The sequence below is a fragment of the Paenibacillus sp. YPG26 genome (assembly GCF_023704175.1).
In the GTDB taxonomy this organism is placed as follows: Bacteria; Bacillota; Bacilli; order Paenibacillales; family Paenibacillaceae; genus Fontibacillus.
Genome location: NZ_CP084530.1, coordinates 889995 through 905143, shown reverse-complemented (window position 1 = coordinate 905143; position 15149 = coordinate 889995). Strand labels below are relative to the sequence as shown.

16 protein-coding genes are annotated in these 15149 nt (G+C 47.1%); 5 read left to right on the top strand and 11 right to left on the bottom strand.

What is annotated here, in order from left to right; genetic code table 11:
* Window positions 1-6 precede the first annotated feature (6 nt).
* Window positions 7-588, bottom strand: a complete 582-nt coding sequence (locus tag LDO05_RS04095; protein WP_251378600.1) for a TetR/AcrR family transcriptional regulator — start codon at window positions 586-588, stop codon at window positions 7-9.
* Between the two features lie 304 nt (window positions 589-892).
* Between LDO05_RS04095 and LDO05_RS04090 the strand changes: the two genes are divergently transcribed.
* The gene (locus LDO05_RS04090; protein WP_251377643.1) at window positions 893-2071 is read left to right on the top strand and encodes an MGDG synthase family glycosyltransferase; all 1179 of its coding nucleotides are present in this window, start codon (window positions 893-895) and stop codon (window positions 2069-2071) included.
* A 21-nt stretch (window positions 2072-2092) separates the two neighbouring features.
* On the opposite strand, the gene LDO05_RS04085 is transcribed toward LDO05_RS04090, so the two are convergent.
* The 5 genes from LDO05_RS04085 to LDO05_RS04065 all read right to left on the bottom strand — a co-directional run bounded on the left by LDO05_RS04085 (window position 2093) and on the right by LDO05_RS04065 (window position 5237).
* Window positions 2093-2857 (bottom strand): cell wall hydrolase, encoded by a 765-nt coding sequence (locus LDO05_RS04085; RefSeq protein ID WP_251377642.1) that lies wholly within the window; start codon window positions 2855-2857, stop codon window positions 2093-2095.
* 160 nt (window positions 2858-3017) lie between these two features.
* Complete coding sequence (gene thpR / locus LDO05_RS04080; RefSeq protein ID WP_251377641.1) at window positions 3018-3581, bottom strand: RNA 2',3'-cyclic phosphodiesterase; 564 nt, start codon at window positions 3579-3581, stop codon at window positions 3018-3020.
* 182 nt (window positions 3582-3763) lie between these two features.
* Window positions 3764-4105, bottom strand: coding sequence for a KGG domain-containing protein (locus LDO05_RS04075; protein WP_251377640.1), 342 nt, complete (start codon window positions 4103-4105; stop codon window positions 3764-3766).
* 303 nt (window positions 4106-4408) lie between these two features.
* A complete protein-coding gene (locus tag LDO05_RS04070; protein WP_251377639.1) occupies window positions 4409-4576 on the bottom strand; it encodes a hypothetical protein in 168 nt (55 codons plus the stop codon).
* Window positions 4577-4847: 271 nt separating this feature from the next.
* Entirely contained in the window at window positions 4848-5237 is a 390-nt protein-coding gene (locus LDO05_RS04065) for a DivIVA domain-containing protein (protein WP_251377638.1), read from the bottom strand.
* A 275-nt stretch (window positions 5238-5512) separates the two neighbouring features.
* Between LDO05_RS04065 and LDO05_RS04060 the strand changes: the two genes are divergently transcribed.
* Complete coding sequence (locus LDO05_RS04060; protein ID WP_251377637.1) at window positions 5513-7192, top strand: alpha-amylase family glycosyl hydrolase; 1680 nt, start codon at window positions 5513-5515, stop codon at window positions 7190-7192.
* 76 nt (window positions 7193-7268) lie between these two features.
* Here LDO05_RS04060 and tatA read toward each other — a convergent pair whose 3' ends face one another.
* Window positions 7269-7472: a twin-arginine translocase TatA/TatE family subunit gene (tatA, locus tag LDO05_RS04055; RefSeq protein WP_251377636.1), complete on the bottom strand. Its 204-nt coding sequence runs from the start codon at window positions 7470-7472 to the stop codon at window positions 7269-7271.
* Between the two features lie 194 nt (window positions 7473-7666).
* On the opposite strand from tatA, the gene ytaF reads away from it, so the two are divergent.
* Entirely contained in the window at window positions 7667-8284 is a 618-nt protein-coding gene (ytaF, locus tag LDO05_RS04050) for a sporulation membrane protein YtaF (RefSeq protein ID WP_251377635.1), read from the top strand.
* Between the two features lie 22 nt (window positions 8285-8306).
* Here the strand turns inward: ytaF and LDO05_RS04045 are convergent, their stop codons facing one another.
* Window positions 8307-8711: a hypothetical protein gene (locus tag LDO05_RS04045; RefSeq protein WP_251377634.1), complete on the bottom strand. Its 405-nt coding sequence runs from the start codon at window positions 8709-8711 to the stop codon at window positions 8307-8309.
* A gap of 265 nt (window positions 8712-8976) precedes the next feature.
* Here LDO05_RS04045 and LDO05_RS04040 point away from each other — a divergent pair, with 265 nt between their 5' ends.
* Together LDO05_RS04040 and LDO05_RS04035 are read left to right on the top strand one after the other, a co-directional pair.
* The gene (locus LDO05_RS04040; RefSeq protein ID WP_251377633.1) at window positions 8977-9912 is read left to right on the top strand and encodes a hypothetical protein; all 936 of its coding nucleotides are present in this window, start codon (window positions 8977-8979) and stop codon (window positions 9910-9912) included.
* A 75-nt stretch (window positions 9913-9987) separates the two neighbouring features.
* The gene (locus tag LDO05_RS04035) at window positions 9988-10227 is read left to right on the top strand and encodes an NHLP leader peptide family RiPP precursor (RefSeq protein WP_251377632.1); all 240 of its coding nucleotides are present in this window, start codon (window positions 9988-9990) and stop codon (window positions 10225-10227) included.
* A gap of 55 nt (window positions 10228-10282) precedes the next feature.
* Here the strand turns inward: LDO05_RS04035 and LDO05_RS04030 are convergent, their stop codons facing one another.
* The 3 genes from LDO05_RS04030 to LDO05_RS04020 form a co-directional block, all read right to left on the bottom strand.
* On the bottom strand, window positions 10283-12181 hold the full coding sequence (locus LDO05_RS04030; protein ID WP_251377631.1) for a sensor histidine kinase: 1899 nt from the start codon (window positions 12179-12181) through the stop codon (window positions 10283-10285).
* A gap of 297 nt (window positions 12182-12478) precedes the next feature.
* Complete coding sequence (locus LDO05_RS04025; RefSeq protein ID WP_251377630.1) at window positions 12479-13489, bottom strand: LacI family DNA-binding transcriptional regulator; 1011 nt, start codon at window positions 13487-13489, stop codon at window positions 12479-12481.
* A 109-nt stretch (window positions 13490-13598) separates the two neighbouring features.
* Window positions 13599-15023 carry a SulP family inorganic anion transporter gene (locus LDO05_RS04020; RefSeq protein ID WP_251377629.1) on the bottom strand — a complete coding sequence of 475 codons (1425 nt, stop codon included), beginning with the start codon at window positions 15021-15023 and terminating at the stop codon, window positions 13599-13601.
* Between the last annotated feature and the right edge of the window lie 126 nt (window positions 15024-15149).

The window sequence follows — 15149 nt, the reverse complement described above, 5'->3', positions numbered from 1 at the left end:
TCCGGCTTACTTTACCGAGAGCCCTTCTGCCAAAAGAATCCGGGACACCTGCTTGATCTGTTCTTTGTCCAGCGGGTCATGATTCTTGCTCCATTCCGAAGTGAGCGCAATATATAGCTCCAGCATAACGAAAGAGATGATCTTCGGGTCCATGCGGCGGATCGCGTTCTGTTCCATGGCACGGACGATCTGTCCTTCCAAGTGTTCAAGGATGACTTGCTCAACCCGGTGCATGGCTTCCTTAGCCTGAGGGGTGCCGAAGTCACGAACCTCTTGAGACAGCTTAATCAGAAGCTCATGCTGATCCCGGAAATCCAGCAGAGCATCCAGACTGCGCTGCATATTATCGACAAAGGGCCTGCCTGCTTGAATCTCCTGCGCGATAATACGCTTCATTTCCCTTAATACCGAACGCAGAATCTCATCGAATAACTGTTCCTTGTTCGCGAAAAATGTGTAGATCGTTCCCTTGCCTACGCTTGCTATCTTCGCTACCTGCTCCATGGTCGTCGCCTTATACCCGAACAAGGCAAACGATTTGGCAGCCGCGTCAACAATCTGCTGTCGGCGATCCACCGCCACATGCATGAACTTCACCCTTCCCCAAACAAATCCGTATGACTGACTAAAATTCTCATTTAGTCATTTGGTCGATTACAAATGTACCACTTTCTCTTTTCTGGTGCAAGACCTAATTTAGCCCGTCCGTTTCCTCCCCGACCTTGGTCCAGTATATATCTGGTCCGTGGCCTGTTCTCTAAAGATAGGAATCGAAATAAACTATAGACAAGTGAACAGTGTTAATATACATATGGAACAATGAAGCCAGGCCTTTTCTTCAAAAAAAATAGCCTCCTTATATAAGGAGGACTAAATAAAGCAGGTGAACAAAGTGAACAGAAAAAGAGTGCTTATTCTATCTGAAGGTTTTGGAAGCGGGCATACCCAGGCCGCATACGCTCTGGCAGCAGGTATGAAAAAGATTAGCCCCGGGATACAGACCAAAGTACTGGAGCTGGGTTCTTTTCTCAATCCGGTAGTAGCACCGATTATTCTGTCTGCTTACCGCAAGACGGTGATTACAAGTCCAGCTCTGGTAGGGATGCTGTACCGCAAACAGTATGAGAAGCCCATTAACCGGTTGACCCGGCTTGCTCTTCACAAAATTTTCTACACCCATACCGCAAATGTTATCGAACAGTTGAAGCCGGATCTGATCATATGCACCCATCCGATTCCGTGTGCGGTCATCTCCCGACTCAAATCGGCAGGACTTAAAGTGCCTCTATATACAGTCATTACTGATTATGATGCCCATGCTGCATGGGTCAACCCTGAAGTGGACCGCTACCTGGTCTCCACTCCCGAGGTCCGCAGATTACTCCTGAGACGGGGTATCAAATCTGAGGCGGTTCATGTGACCGGCATCCCAGTGCATCCGAATTTCTGGACGGCGCGGAACAAGAGCTGCGTACGGAAGGAATTACAACTCCGCAACATTCCAACCGTCTTGATCATGGGCGGCGGATGGGGACTTCTGTTCAAGAAGCAGGTTCTAGACTCGCTAACTTCCTGGAGAGACAAGGTTCAACTAGTCTTTTGTACAGGCACGAATGAGAAGCTGGCTGCCAAGCTGAAGAGTCATCCAGGCTTTGATCATCCCCATGTGGTAATCCTGGGTCATACCAAAGAAATCAGTAAATGGATGGATGCGTCTGATCTGCTAATTACCAAGCCGGGCGGTATGACCTGTACAGAAGCGCTGGCCAAGGGGCTTCCCATGTTGTTCTGTGAATCCATTCCCGGTCAAGAAGAGAGCAACCGGCAGTATTTCGTGACCAGTGGTTACGGCGAGACACTGGAGGCAGAAGCGATTGATCGATGGTTCGCACGGCTAACCAGCAGATACCATTCTGAACAGATCAAGTCAGACCCGCAGCACGCTTTCAGGAACAACTACAAGCCGGACCGCTGTGCTCATGATTTAGTAGAAATGCTCTTTGACTCTTCGTTCTCCACACCATTTAGACATAACAGTGAATCACAGGCACTTCGGCAGTTCAGCATGTAACACTAATATAAGAGCCTTGATCTATTTATAAAAAGTATGATTGCCGATCTGTTTGATTTTCTTCTGGGTACGCGCAACGGTTAGATCACTGGCAAGCTTAATGGACAGGAAATAGTAAGTATCATCGCTGACTTCCTTGCGTCCATGCAGGGCTTCGGTTACTGCACGAACCGTATCCTTGTTGGGCGTTACACGCTTTAATCGACCATTCCGAACAGGACTGAATTGAAATTTCTGATATACAACTTCTCTAATAGTATCGGGATAATTGGCTGACCGCAGCCGGTTCAGGACAACATTGGCAACTGCCACTTTGCCCTCGTACGGTTCGCCCTCTGCTTCTGCCATAACAATCTTTTGCAGGAGAAGCAGCTCTTCTTCCGACAGCGCGTATTTCCAGGTGGATTTACTCTTATCCTCCGGGCTTAACAGCGCCGTTCTCGTGAAGAAGATTTGTTTCGGGGGGATGGTTTTGTCGATTTTTGCAGCAGTAATCGGCTGCTCCTTGACTATTTTGCGTTTCTCTAACGCCTTATTTAAGGCATGTCCTTCTGTTGCAACATGGGACGGACTTGTCCTCTGTATCACAGAATTTGAAGCCACGTATGGACGCAAAGACTGAGCTTGCAGCATAGAGACCGTGGACTCTGCACCCAATCTTGGCATACTCATAATCCCCTGATCCTCTATTCCCGCCGTTCTCCAAAGTAGACATATTGATCCCACACATACTAGAATAGCGCCGATCAACAGCGCGACGTAACGGTTTTGTTTGAATAAATCCATAATGACCTCCTGCGTCCGGTAGATTCTCTCTCTGTTATAAAGTCGTCCTTAACCCCCCGCTCTCCTCGGGAGACGCTTTATAAGGCACACTTGTTCGTGCACACTCTATGTTATGTAACCGAATCTTAGAGTTTTGAATAACAATTTCTCAAAAATATTGTCATAACATGATTCTCTGGGTGACTTCGTACATCGGAGTTCGACCCATTCGCGTCCTGTAGATCACCACGGAATCAGGGCTCCATTCCCCGAACGACACTGTAGAGTCAAGGCCTTTCAGGTTAAAAGAAGATTCCCCCTGGTACGACCGGGCAAGCGTAATATGAGGCTTATACGGACGCTCCTCCAGTTGAAATCCCAATCTGGATGTGGCCGCTGTCACCTGCTTGTATAGATCCGTCAGGCGGCTCACCTGCCCATCTATGCCAGTCCAAAGTATACTAGGCACTGCCGGCCGCCCAAAAGTACCCAGCCCGCGAACCTCCAGCGGGAAGGATCCAAAGCCCTTGACAGCATGCCGAAGCGCTTCGCTAAGCTCAGGCACCTTCTGTAGCGGTGTATCGCCAAGAAATTGCAGCGTGATATGCATATCCGCCGGATGCACCCATTTCCTGAATTGAAGATGTCCAAGGTGTTCCCTGGTCCACTCACCAATTGTGTTCTGAAGGGAATCCGGCAGGGGAACAGCAATAAATAAACGTCCTGTTTCTGGTCTTTGGTCCATGGCAATACCTCCTGATTAAATAACTCCCTCCCATTTCTGGTGAAGTTTGTATTCAGTATTCCACACACATTTAGCCACTATAACTTAATCGGACATGAAAAATCAAGAAAATACCCCGGGTCTGTTAAGAACCCGAGGTTTTTCTACTAATATTTTGTAAATTTAGTTCGCAATAGTTAATCTTAGTCACGTTGGCGTGCGCGTGCTTCGCCGCCTTTACGGCCTGCTTCTTCACGGCTCATTTTACCATCGCTGCTGTCGCTGTCAGAGTTCCCTCTGGCTTCGCCGCCTTTTTGACCAATTTCTTGATAGAATTCTTTATCATGATTTCTTGAGGTAGCTTCTCCACCTTTTTGGCCAATCTCTTGGTAGAACTCGCTGTCATGGTTCTTAGCAGTAGCTTCTCCACCCTTTTGGCCAATTTCCTGGTAGAACTCTTTATCATGATTTTTTGCTGTAGCTTCTCCACCCAGGCGTCCTGCTTCTTCACGGCTCATCTTGTTATTGTCGTTATTACGTGCCATTATGAATCACTCCTTATGGTTTTTGAAGTTGTTCAGACTGTCTTGTCTGCTACGCTATGTTATTACCCCGCCTTCTGGGAGATAAACATCTTTTTTTGAATTATGTGGAACAAGCCAGGATGATTATGTCGAAAATCTCCTAAATATTAAGACGACCGCTATCGCTTTTCCAAGACCATTCGATACCCTTGCTTAGGAGTATTCTTAAGTTCAACTTCGATAACGAGAATATAAAATCAAAAACACCCGGACAGTTCACTGTCCGAGTGTCTCTATGCAACCCATGTCCTATATGGTTAAATTTTATAGTACAGATGTCTCAGCTAGTTCGGCCTGAGCCGACTCCAGATTAGTTACATACTGTCTCGCAACCGGGACGTAAGTCTCCTGATCGATGAACATCTCATTTCCTACGGGCTCACCATTTACAGTTATTTTGATTCTTTTAAAAGCTTGTTCCTGTTCTTTCATCTTCGTTCTCTCCTTTATAGATACCAAGGCATTATGCCGGTTAGTTGTCGTTTTTATACTCATCAGCTTGCCTGCCATGTCGGCGGCTACCTGATTAATTTACCCACCGATCAAAATGCGAAACATCAGCCCCTCCAAATTGCCCCAGATTCAGCACACTCCGCACACAAGCAAAGACCCTATGCAGCAGCATAGGGTCTGAGATTATAGACATACAAGCATTAGCCTTAATCATAAGTATTCATTCATTATCCCGTTATTATGCACGGAGTCAAACATCGAACTCCCGGCGAATAGTAAGCCTGAATTGCTCAATGCTTCGCTCAAGGGAACGAATTCCTTCATCAACCAGATGACGGTCAACTACATTGGTGTTCTCAAGCTTGGCCTTCTGAGCGGTTAAGGCTCTCTTCTCTTCCTCCCAATAAGCCTGTCTCCGCTGTATTTCTTTATATTTATCGAGCAGATCTGTAATAATATCGTAAAAGCGCTCATAGTCAATGATCACCTCATCCAGCAGCCGATCAACGTCCTCCTTCTCATAACCCCTCATTTTCACAGGGAACTCCTTCTCATGAATAGAAAGCGCGTCAAGCTTGATCCCAAGCTGTCTGAACAAATCCTTCTGATCCTGCAGCTTGCGTTCGTAATCTTCCTGCATTTAAATCCCTCCATAACCTGAACAAATGATATCTTATTGTTCTTTTTCTTTCTTATAATGTATCACATTTCTAATACAGGAATACAACCGCTGGCCTGCCTGCCCGGGCCGGGAGGACGGACAGAGACAAGTACAGGAGAACTTGAACCTGTTTGAACCCGGGACAACTTGACGAAAACGTTTTACTAAATCGCTTTCATCAATTAATATGGGAAATAGATCCTACCCCATTTATCATTCATTTACACTCAATTGAAAGGATTGATTGTTCACCTATGAATAAAGGTACAGCTTCAAAATCAGTGTATAAGCTTCCTCGCTGGCTTGCCGTAGCGGCTCTGCTGACGGGTCTGTTATCTGGATGCAGCTCATCCTCAGCTCCTGATTCGGGCACCGCCCCCTCCAAGACAGCTAATGAGGCGCCCGCCGCAGGTCCTAAGACAGAGAATCAGAAGAGTGCCGCTTCAACGCTTCAGCAGGGCTCGACCGTCTATTATGAAATATTCGTCCGTTCTTATGCGGACAGTAATGGAGATGGAATCGGCGACCTGAATGGAATTACGGCCAAGCTTGATTATTTGAAGGACCTTGGCGTGGGAGGCCTCTGGCTTACCCCAATCAACCCTTCCCCCAGCTATCATGGCTATGATGTGACAGACCATAGGGCCATCAATCCGGACTTTGGAACACTGGCTGACTTTGACAAGCTCATTCAGGAAGCCCATCAACGGGATATTAAAGTGATTATGGACCTGGTGGTTAATCATACAAGCAAGCAGCACCCATGGTTCGTTCAGTCAGCCAAGGAGAAGAAGAGCAAGTTCCGGGACTGGTACACTTGGGCAGAGGATCAGAACAAGAATCCCGAAGGGCCCAGCGCAGCAAGCAGCGGCGGGGCATGGCATCCGCTTCTGGGGAGCCACTATCTGGCAGCCTTCTCGGACAGCATGCCGGATCTGAACTTTGACAATCCTGAGGTGCGGAGCGAGATCGAGGATATTGGACGTTTTTGGCTGAGTAAAGGGGTAGATGGATTCAGACTGGATGCGGCCAAACATATCTACGAGGATCTGCAATCCGACCGCAACGAAGCAACAACTGCCAAGAACGTCGCCTGGTGGCAGGAATTCCGCAGCCGAATGAGTGAAGCGAATCCAAGCGTCTACCTGGTTGGAGAGGTATGGGAGGATTCCGCATCATCCGTAGCCGTCTACCTGGACCGGGCCTTTGATTCAGGGTTTAATTTCGGGCTCGCCAAGCTGATCCTGAATGCCGCCACCGGTGAGAAGGATAATAACTTTGCCTTCACCCTTAAGCGTACCTATGACTTCTATGCACAGAAATCAAATGGTAAGTTCACCGATGCCGTGTTCCTCTCCAATCACGATCAGAACAGAGTAATGAGTGTACTCGGCGGTGATACCAACCACGCCAAGATGGCGGCATCCATCCTACTGACGCTTCCGGGCAATCCCTTCCTCTATTATGGAGAAGAGATTGGCATGAAGGGCTCCAAGCCTGATGAGGAGATTCGCGAGCCCATGCAGTGGTATGCAGCCGGCAAGGGAGCCGGACAGACAACCTGGGAGCCTGCCGCGAACAACAGCGGGAAGGATGCGCCAAGTGTAGAGGGCCAGTTGAAGGACCCGGATTCCTTACTGAACCATTATAAGGAGCTGATTAGCTGGAAAAAACAAATTCCCGCTCTGCAAGGCGGGAATATCGACGAATATACACAGGATAATACCAGCATGATGGCTTATGTAAGAACTTCGGGTAAGGAGACCGTGCTTGTGGTTCACAATCTATCGGGCAGGGAGCAGATGACTACACTTACAGGCTCTCCGGGTGTGCCGGCCTTCAAGAACATCCTGAAGACAACAAATAGCGCCTCCAAGCTGGATGGGGCGAAGCTGCACCTGCCTCCGTACACTACCGTTATAGTGACCCCGTAATATACCAGTACGATTATAGTAATTCCTTAACATAACAGAGGATACAAAAAGGGCACCCAGCAATGGGTGCCTTACTCTATTTATGATTTACTTCTTCCAGCTTGTTGGCATCCGGCAGCTTCTCTTCTTCCACAACATCTCCGCGTGCGCCTCGCTTAAACTCTTTCAGCATCGATCCGAAGCTGCGTCCGAGTTCAGGGAGCTTGCTTGGACCAAACAACAGAAGTGCAGCAATAACTAACAGCAGCAAATGGGTTGGCCGCAATAAATTTTCAAGCACAATTATCACTCCTCAGTGGATCATACTTCAAATTATACACGTTTATATGGATTCTGGGTAACATTTTATCGACAAAAATGGAAACAATTCATGCAGCCGAACGGCAGCAGTTAGCCCCGCCATATCTTAGAGAAACCATTCCATGCAAATGGGCATATGCTGATCTCATAAGCAATGGTAAAGGGGCGAACCTCATGAGTACTTATAGTTTGATGGCCATCTTAGCAATCGGTTTGGCTTCCAACCTTGACAATGCCGGAGTAGGAATTGCCTATGGTGTTCAAAAAATCCGTATTCCCTGGTATTCCAATCTGGCGATTGCCATTATTTCATTTCTTGCTACCCTGGTGTCCGGTCTATTCGGCAGCCTGATCTCGAGATGGATGGAGCCTTGGATCGGTCAGGTCATTGGCACCATCGTCATTGTCGCGGTTGGAATATGGGTTCTGTTGCAGCCCTTCCGGGAGAAGAGCAGCAGACCTGAGCCTGAAGGCGGTAACGGGAGCAATTTCACCCGCCTGCTCAGTAATCCGGAAGAGGCCGACAGGGACAGCTCCCAGTCCATCAGCCTGGCGGAATCTATGCTGCTTGGCATAGCTCTGGCTATGAATGCCTTGGCGGGAGGCTTCAATGCGGGAATCACACACCTTAATGTGTGGCTGACCTCGCTCTCCGTCGGCTTCTTTAGCTTTGTTCTGCTTGCCCTATGCTCCTTGTTCGGTGAACGTTACGCAGCCGAGAAGCTGGGCAACCGGGCAACGGTGGTATCCGGGGTTCTACTCATTATAATAGGTATTCATCAGATGTTCTAACCCGGGTGAAGATTCACAACATTCACTTGGATCCATCCCATAATTGAAACATCAGGCTGGTCAAGACTTTGTTAACATGAATGGCTGTTCCGTTAATTGATGTAGGTGTCAGGGAGAGGATTCTATTCTCCCCTTTGAATAAGGATATACCAAACAAGACACCACTGCTATCTTCGGGATTCGTATCAACGTTCACCTTTAACTCCCCAATTTGATCCAGCCAACGTCTAATCCTGTCTTTATTCTCAACCTTTCTTCGCTCCCCATTAGAACTAAGTATCTCTATTCGGTCAGTAGTACTTATATCCTCCGGATAGAAAGTTTTAATCTGCTTGATTACGGGCACTTCATTAATTTGATTGTCGTGATTGCAGCCTGCCATAAATATACCAACCAGCATAAAAACCAGGAACATTCTGCCTCTCATTGCATATTCCCCCTCTTTCTTCCAAACGGTGTTCCCTTCCTTTTGTTGCAATGTATTAAAAAAACGCCGGGCTTCAAAGCCACGGCGTCATTTCTCTTCTATTCACCAATCGTGAATCTATTTATATTTAGAACAGCTACCAATTAGATTTGTTCAAATTTTCTATATATAATATCAGCACAATGACGAACTAATTCAAAACTAAGAACGTTATCTATGTAACACAGCTTAGGGACTCGACGATTCTATAACGGGGGGACGAAATATGGAGAAATGGTATCTAGAATATGAAGAGGACATGCAGTGGATCCTTGCGGAGGCGGAGAGAATGATTGGGGAGATGCCCGGCCATTTCCGGGACAGGGGTCTGGACCTTCTGGAACAAGCCGATCTGTTGAACAAAAACAACTCCAATAACTACATCAGCTTTCTGTTGCCCCTGTGGCTCAGGAACAGTTCGCAGGTCAGCATTCAGATCAGCCGTAGACTCTCACTTGCCAACATATTTGGAATGATATATTTCCAGCTTGTTGATGATGTAATGGATAGCCCGGGTGAGGGTTCTGCAGAGATCCTTCCGCTCGCGAACCTGCTGCAGCTGGAGTTCATCTCTATCTACAGCTCGTATTTCCCGGCTGATTCCCCGTTTTGGGGTTATTACCGGACCTATTTACAGCAATGGGCGGAAGCCGTAACGCAAGAGAATCAAGAGAACTTCTTCATAGAGCATCTGGTCCGCATGGCTCATAAGGCAGCTCCTGTGAAGCTGGCTGTGGCAGGCAGCCTGATCCTGTCTGATCAAGTTCATCTGATTCCCCGGCTTGAAGATGCTACCGATTATGCACTTATCACGCTGCAAATGCTGGATGATGTTATGGACTGGAAGAAGGATCTGGGGGAGAGGAATTACAACAGCCTGGTCGCCTTTGTTCGCGCCGAACTCAAGATACCGGATGAACAAGGGATATCACACGAACAAATCGAACAAGCCATCTACATAGACGACTGCCTTATCCGCTATTCAGAGCAAGCTTCAGCCAATCATGTTCAGGTTCAAGCTGTTCATGAGCTGGCGCCGCATTTAATAGATTTCAGCCATCATCTGCTCGAAGAGCTGCAAAATGTAACGAGAAATATCGAAAGAGATCGAATGCTGTTGCAATCAGGAGGATTGAACTACTGGCTTTCTAAAAATGTATAAAATTACTAGATAAACCACGGACTATATGATACATTGTTATTGGAACAAAATACCTATTTTGAAAGGAAGATTACTATGTCAACTGATGCGATTCTTACAAATCAAGTAATTCAGAAAGCTTGGCAGGATCCAAGTTTCAAGGAACAACTTCTCACTAACCCTAAGAAAGCCATCCAAGAAGCATTAGGCGTAATTCTTCCAGAGAACATCAAAGTTAATGCTGTGGAAGAGAAGGCGGATGAATTCTATCTGGTGCTGCCTCCTAATCCGGCTCAGGCCCTTAATAAAGTCACAGCAGTCAAGAACTCTTGGTAATCTGAATTTACAACTTAGTGCAATAATCACATACACAGTCCGTTTTCTCCGGAGTTTATTCCCTAAACTCCGGGAATCGGATAATAGCCTCTGTTCCCACCCCCTTCTCACTCTTGAAAGTAAGCTCCCCGTTCATTACGTCAATAATACTGTAAGTAACCATTAGACCTAGGCCAGTTCCTTTACTTTTATTTGAGAAATAAGGCTCACCGAGCCGGGCAAGCTCCGCTGCACTCATGCCTTCCCCGTTATCCTTTACATGGATATAGATCTGACCCTCTCTTTCATAAGCCCAGATTTGAATCTCGCCTTGACCCTGTAGAGCCTCAATACTGTTCTTAATAATGTTAATGAAGGCCTGTTTGAACTTGGAAGAATTGCCTTTGACCTCAAGCAGAGGCGGAATATCCATAGTAATGCGCCCGCCTTGCAGATTAGCCATGGGCACCAGAATCCCTTCAATATGAGTGAACTCATTCAATATGTTCAGAACCGTGTTCTTCCCGGCTTCAGGCTTCGCAAAGGTGAGGAAATCAGTGATAATACCGGAAGCACGATCTAGCTCTTCCAGAGCCATACCCAGATAAATCTTGTCTTGAGACTGCTGCTTCTCACTCAGAAGCTGAAGGAATCCACGTGTGACCTGCAGCGGATTTCTAACCTCGTGAGCAACAGAAGCGGCAAGCTCACTAATAATCTCCATTTTCTCTGAACGCTGCATTTCATCATTAAATATCTCCAGGCGCTGGGAGTATTCCACAAGCTGATCATGATTTTTAGCGAACCTTTTTCCTAATATCACAATAAGTGAGATCAAGAAGCAGATTAAGCCCCATTTCCAGGCGACCAGCTCATATTTCTGATTATTCATTAGATACCATACCAACTCAACCAAGCTTAAGAGCGCTAGTAGAGAGAACCCTATGGAGAAGATGATCCCCTCCATATTCCCCTTAATTGCATCAACCAGGGCGACACTCACCAGTATGGCAAACTGTATAATCATGATATATCCCATGATAGTTGTAGTCAGCACGGCGTAGATGTGATCGTAATTATGTGAATTAAAAATATTAAAGAGAGCAAACATAAAGCAGAACAAGGAGTAGCTTAAATGTACTCTACGGGCAATCGTAATGATTGAGAAAAAGCCCTTCCCAAATATTTTCTCAAAAAAGAAGTTCATAGAATAGAGAAGTACAAATAGCGAAATGTCAAATATCCACTGGGTGTTCTTCACATTGACCTCATAAAAAGTGTATAGAAAGGTAGAGTAGGTTATAATGAGGATCCCGCTGGAGAGAATAACCATGGATAACGCGAGCCAGCTGACCAGATGAATATTATTCAAAAAGAATAGACAGATCAGCATGATTATAGCTATAAAAATGAGAGCCCCGCCGATGACAAAGTCCAAGACATCCTTCTTCACAAAATGTCCTTGCAACTGCTCATAATTGCCGACTTTAATCTCGTCTTTGACAAGACCGATTCTCGAGTAACTTGAAGTAAATCCTACATATACTTGTTCTCCATGATCTGATTGTTGAAAGGGCACTATCACTTTCTTGATATCGTAAATTTCGTTACGTGGTGATTCATAAATTTTTGTGTCTCCTAAATACACAGTGACCTCTTGGGCATATACCTTATCCAGTAATATAGCTTGAGGCCCCTTGTCCCCACCCGGCAGGGTGAATTCGATCCAAGCTTTCGAGCCTCCAATTGGCCTTCCAGGCATCGGGTCATCGATATTGGCCGAATGCCAACCGTTAAGGGTCTTAATCTGCGAGCTGTCGCCAGGCATATCCAGACTATTCACCCAGGCCACATTCCATTTCACAATACGATATGCATCCAACTTCTCGTTCTTTAACAGGCCAGCTGTGAACAGGGCTAATCCCAGCCCCACTAAAACTATAACGATAATGATACCTTTAAGCAGACCCTTCATTTATACACCTCGGCAATTTAATTGAACCCTCTCACATATTAACCATACACCGAAAGAATTCTGAAAGTTTGTCTGACTGAAAAGTTATGTATAATCATAATAAAAGCACCCTTAATGGTGCTTAATGACTTTTATTTAAATTTGGCAGGTTGCTTGCCAGCTCTTTTAAGACTATCAAATATTTCCATTTAGGTAAATACTCTTGCTCACATTCATAGGTATTAAGTTCCAAACCACCAAACTGATAGGAAAAGAGACCTCCATATCTGGAGGCCTCCCATTCAACAGTACACCCAACTATGCCTGCCGCTGACAAGAGTCTCTAACAATCAGCTCCGTTGACAGGATCTCATCTTGAACCGTATGGGCTCCCTCAATGGTGCTGATCAGCATATCAGCTGCCCGGCTGCCAAGCAGATAGGTATCCTGTCTAATCGTTGTCAGGGCAGGCGTAAGGAATTGGGCCATCTCAATATCGTCAAAGCCTATGATCGAAATATCCTCCGGTACACGCAGACCCTGCTCCCGAATCGCCTGGATCGCCCCTACCGCAAGATTATCCCCTGCAGCAAAAACAGCCGTTGGCAGCTCCTCTAGTCCTAACACTTTCCGCATGGCCCAGTACCCGCTCTCAACCGAATAGTCGGCAGGGCCTTCAGCTACATATTCCGGGTTCAAGGGAATCCCCAGCTTGTTCAAGGCCATCTTGTAACCTTCGTGGCGCTTCTCTCCAGCGAAAGTATCCAGTCCACCTGAAATATGGGCAATTCTGCGGTGTCCAAGCGAGTACAGATATTCTACAGCCATCACGCCTCCCTGTATATTATCCGAACTGATCGTACTGTGCGTGGCCGAGTACTGATCGAGCATAACCATCGGTATGCTGCTGTCCATGAGTTCATGAAAATAGGGATCGGCATTATCCGGTAAAATAACAATAATTCCGTCCACACCTCTTATTTTACAGTGCTCCAAATATCCGCTCTTCCGTCCTCCAATATCCTTGGAGATGAACATCAGATCATAACCTTTGGAAGTGGCTACCTTCTTGAAGCCGTCAATGACACCGCCGAAGTAAGGATGCCGGATCCCGGAGCCCGCCGGCTCAATGAAGAGCATCCCGATGGTCCAGGAACGCTTGGTGGTCAAGCTTCGCGCATTCGCATTGGGCACATACCCGAGTTCAGCCGCGGTGTCCAGTATGATCCTCCGTGTCTTCTGGCTGACATCAGTGTAGCCATTGAACACCTTGGAGACGGTGGTTGGTGAAAAACCGGTCTTTCGAGCGATATCGTAAATGGTAATCATAGTGGGTCAGCTCCCAAATTAAGGTGTGCCAAGTATTCCTTTGCAAATTGTAGACAAAGAGTCATAGAGAAGTCAACCCGATAACAAAACAGCTATGAGCAGCTTAACCTCAGGCATACCCGGCTCTCTCCATTAGAACCCGGCTCTCCTCATTCAGTCCCTGGATTCTAACCTCTGTACCAAGCTCCACATACTTGGCTGTCACTTTGGCAATCGCCTGGATAGCTGACTGATCCCATACATGCGATCTAGAGAAGTCGATTATAATCACTGCTGGATCTTCAGCAGCCGTAAATAACTCAATGAATTGGGTTGTCGTGCCGAAGAAGAGCGGTCCCGTTACGGTGTACTTTTTCACACCCCGGTCATCCAATTCTGAAGTTGATCCTAGGCGGGCTGCCCTCCAGCCAAAGGAAAGCGCACTTAGCACAATCCCGCAGATTACACCCATCGCCAGGTTTGAGGTGACAACCACGATCAGGACAGTAACGATCATCACGAACGCATCCGTACGCGGAATCCTGTGTATGTTACGAAGAGAGCCCCAATCGAACGTTCCGAAGGACACCATGAACATAACTCCCGTCAGGGCAGCCATGGGAATCTGTTGTACAACATCGCCTAGCACCAGAATGAGGAACAGCAGAAAAGCGCCCGCGACAAAGGTGGATAACCGGGTACGTCCACCCGACTTAACGTTAATGACGGTCTGTCCAATCATGGCGCAGCCGGCCATACCGCCGAAGAAGCCGGTGATGACATTGGCTATTCCTTGTCCACGGATCTCCCGGTTCTTGTTGCTTCCCGTCTCCGTAAGCTCGTCAACCAATGAAGCCGTAAGCAATGATTCCGTTATCCCTACCACAGCCAAGGCCAGGGAATAAGGAAAAATGACCATCAGCATCTCGAGATTCAGCGGGATTTGCGGCAGATGGAAAAATGGCAGCGATTGTGTAATATTCCCCATATCACCAACCGTTCTCACATCAGCGCCTGCGAATACGGAGACCAGTGTCATCACGATAATCGCTACCAATGCCGAAGGAACCGCCCTGGTCAGCAGAGGAAGCAGGTAGATAATAAGCAGCGTGCCTGCCAGGATCGCATAGACTTCCCAGTTAGCTCCCTCAAAGCTCTGCAGCTGGGCCATAAATATAATGATCGCCAGTGCATTTACGAATCCCACCATAACGGAGTGTGGAACAAAAGTAATAAAGCGTCCGAAGCGAAATGCCCCCATCCCCCATTGCAGAATTCCCGTGAGCACCGTGGCCGCAAATAAATATTCGATCCCGTATCCGGCAATGAGCGGGCCCATCAAGGAGGCCATCGCGCCTGTTGCCGCGGAGATCATTCCCGGTCTCCCCCCGAAGAATGAGATACTTACAGCTATCGTGAATGAAGCATACAGTCCCACCATCGGGTCGACTCCTGCCATGATCGAGAAGGCAATCGCCTCGGGTATTAATGCAAAGGCAACGGTAAGCCCGGACAAGATATCCCTGCGGGTATTTCCCAGGAAACCCCGTTTCAACCTATCTACATACAAAAAACTCCACTCCCTTGTACTTATCTCTGTTCAGCACCTTCAATTATAAGGCACAAGTCAAGCGCCACACCTGTAGATCAGCCGATCCTCTACCCGTTTGATTCGCCCTAA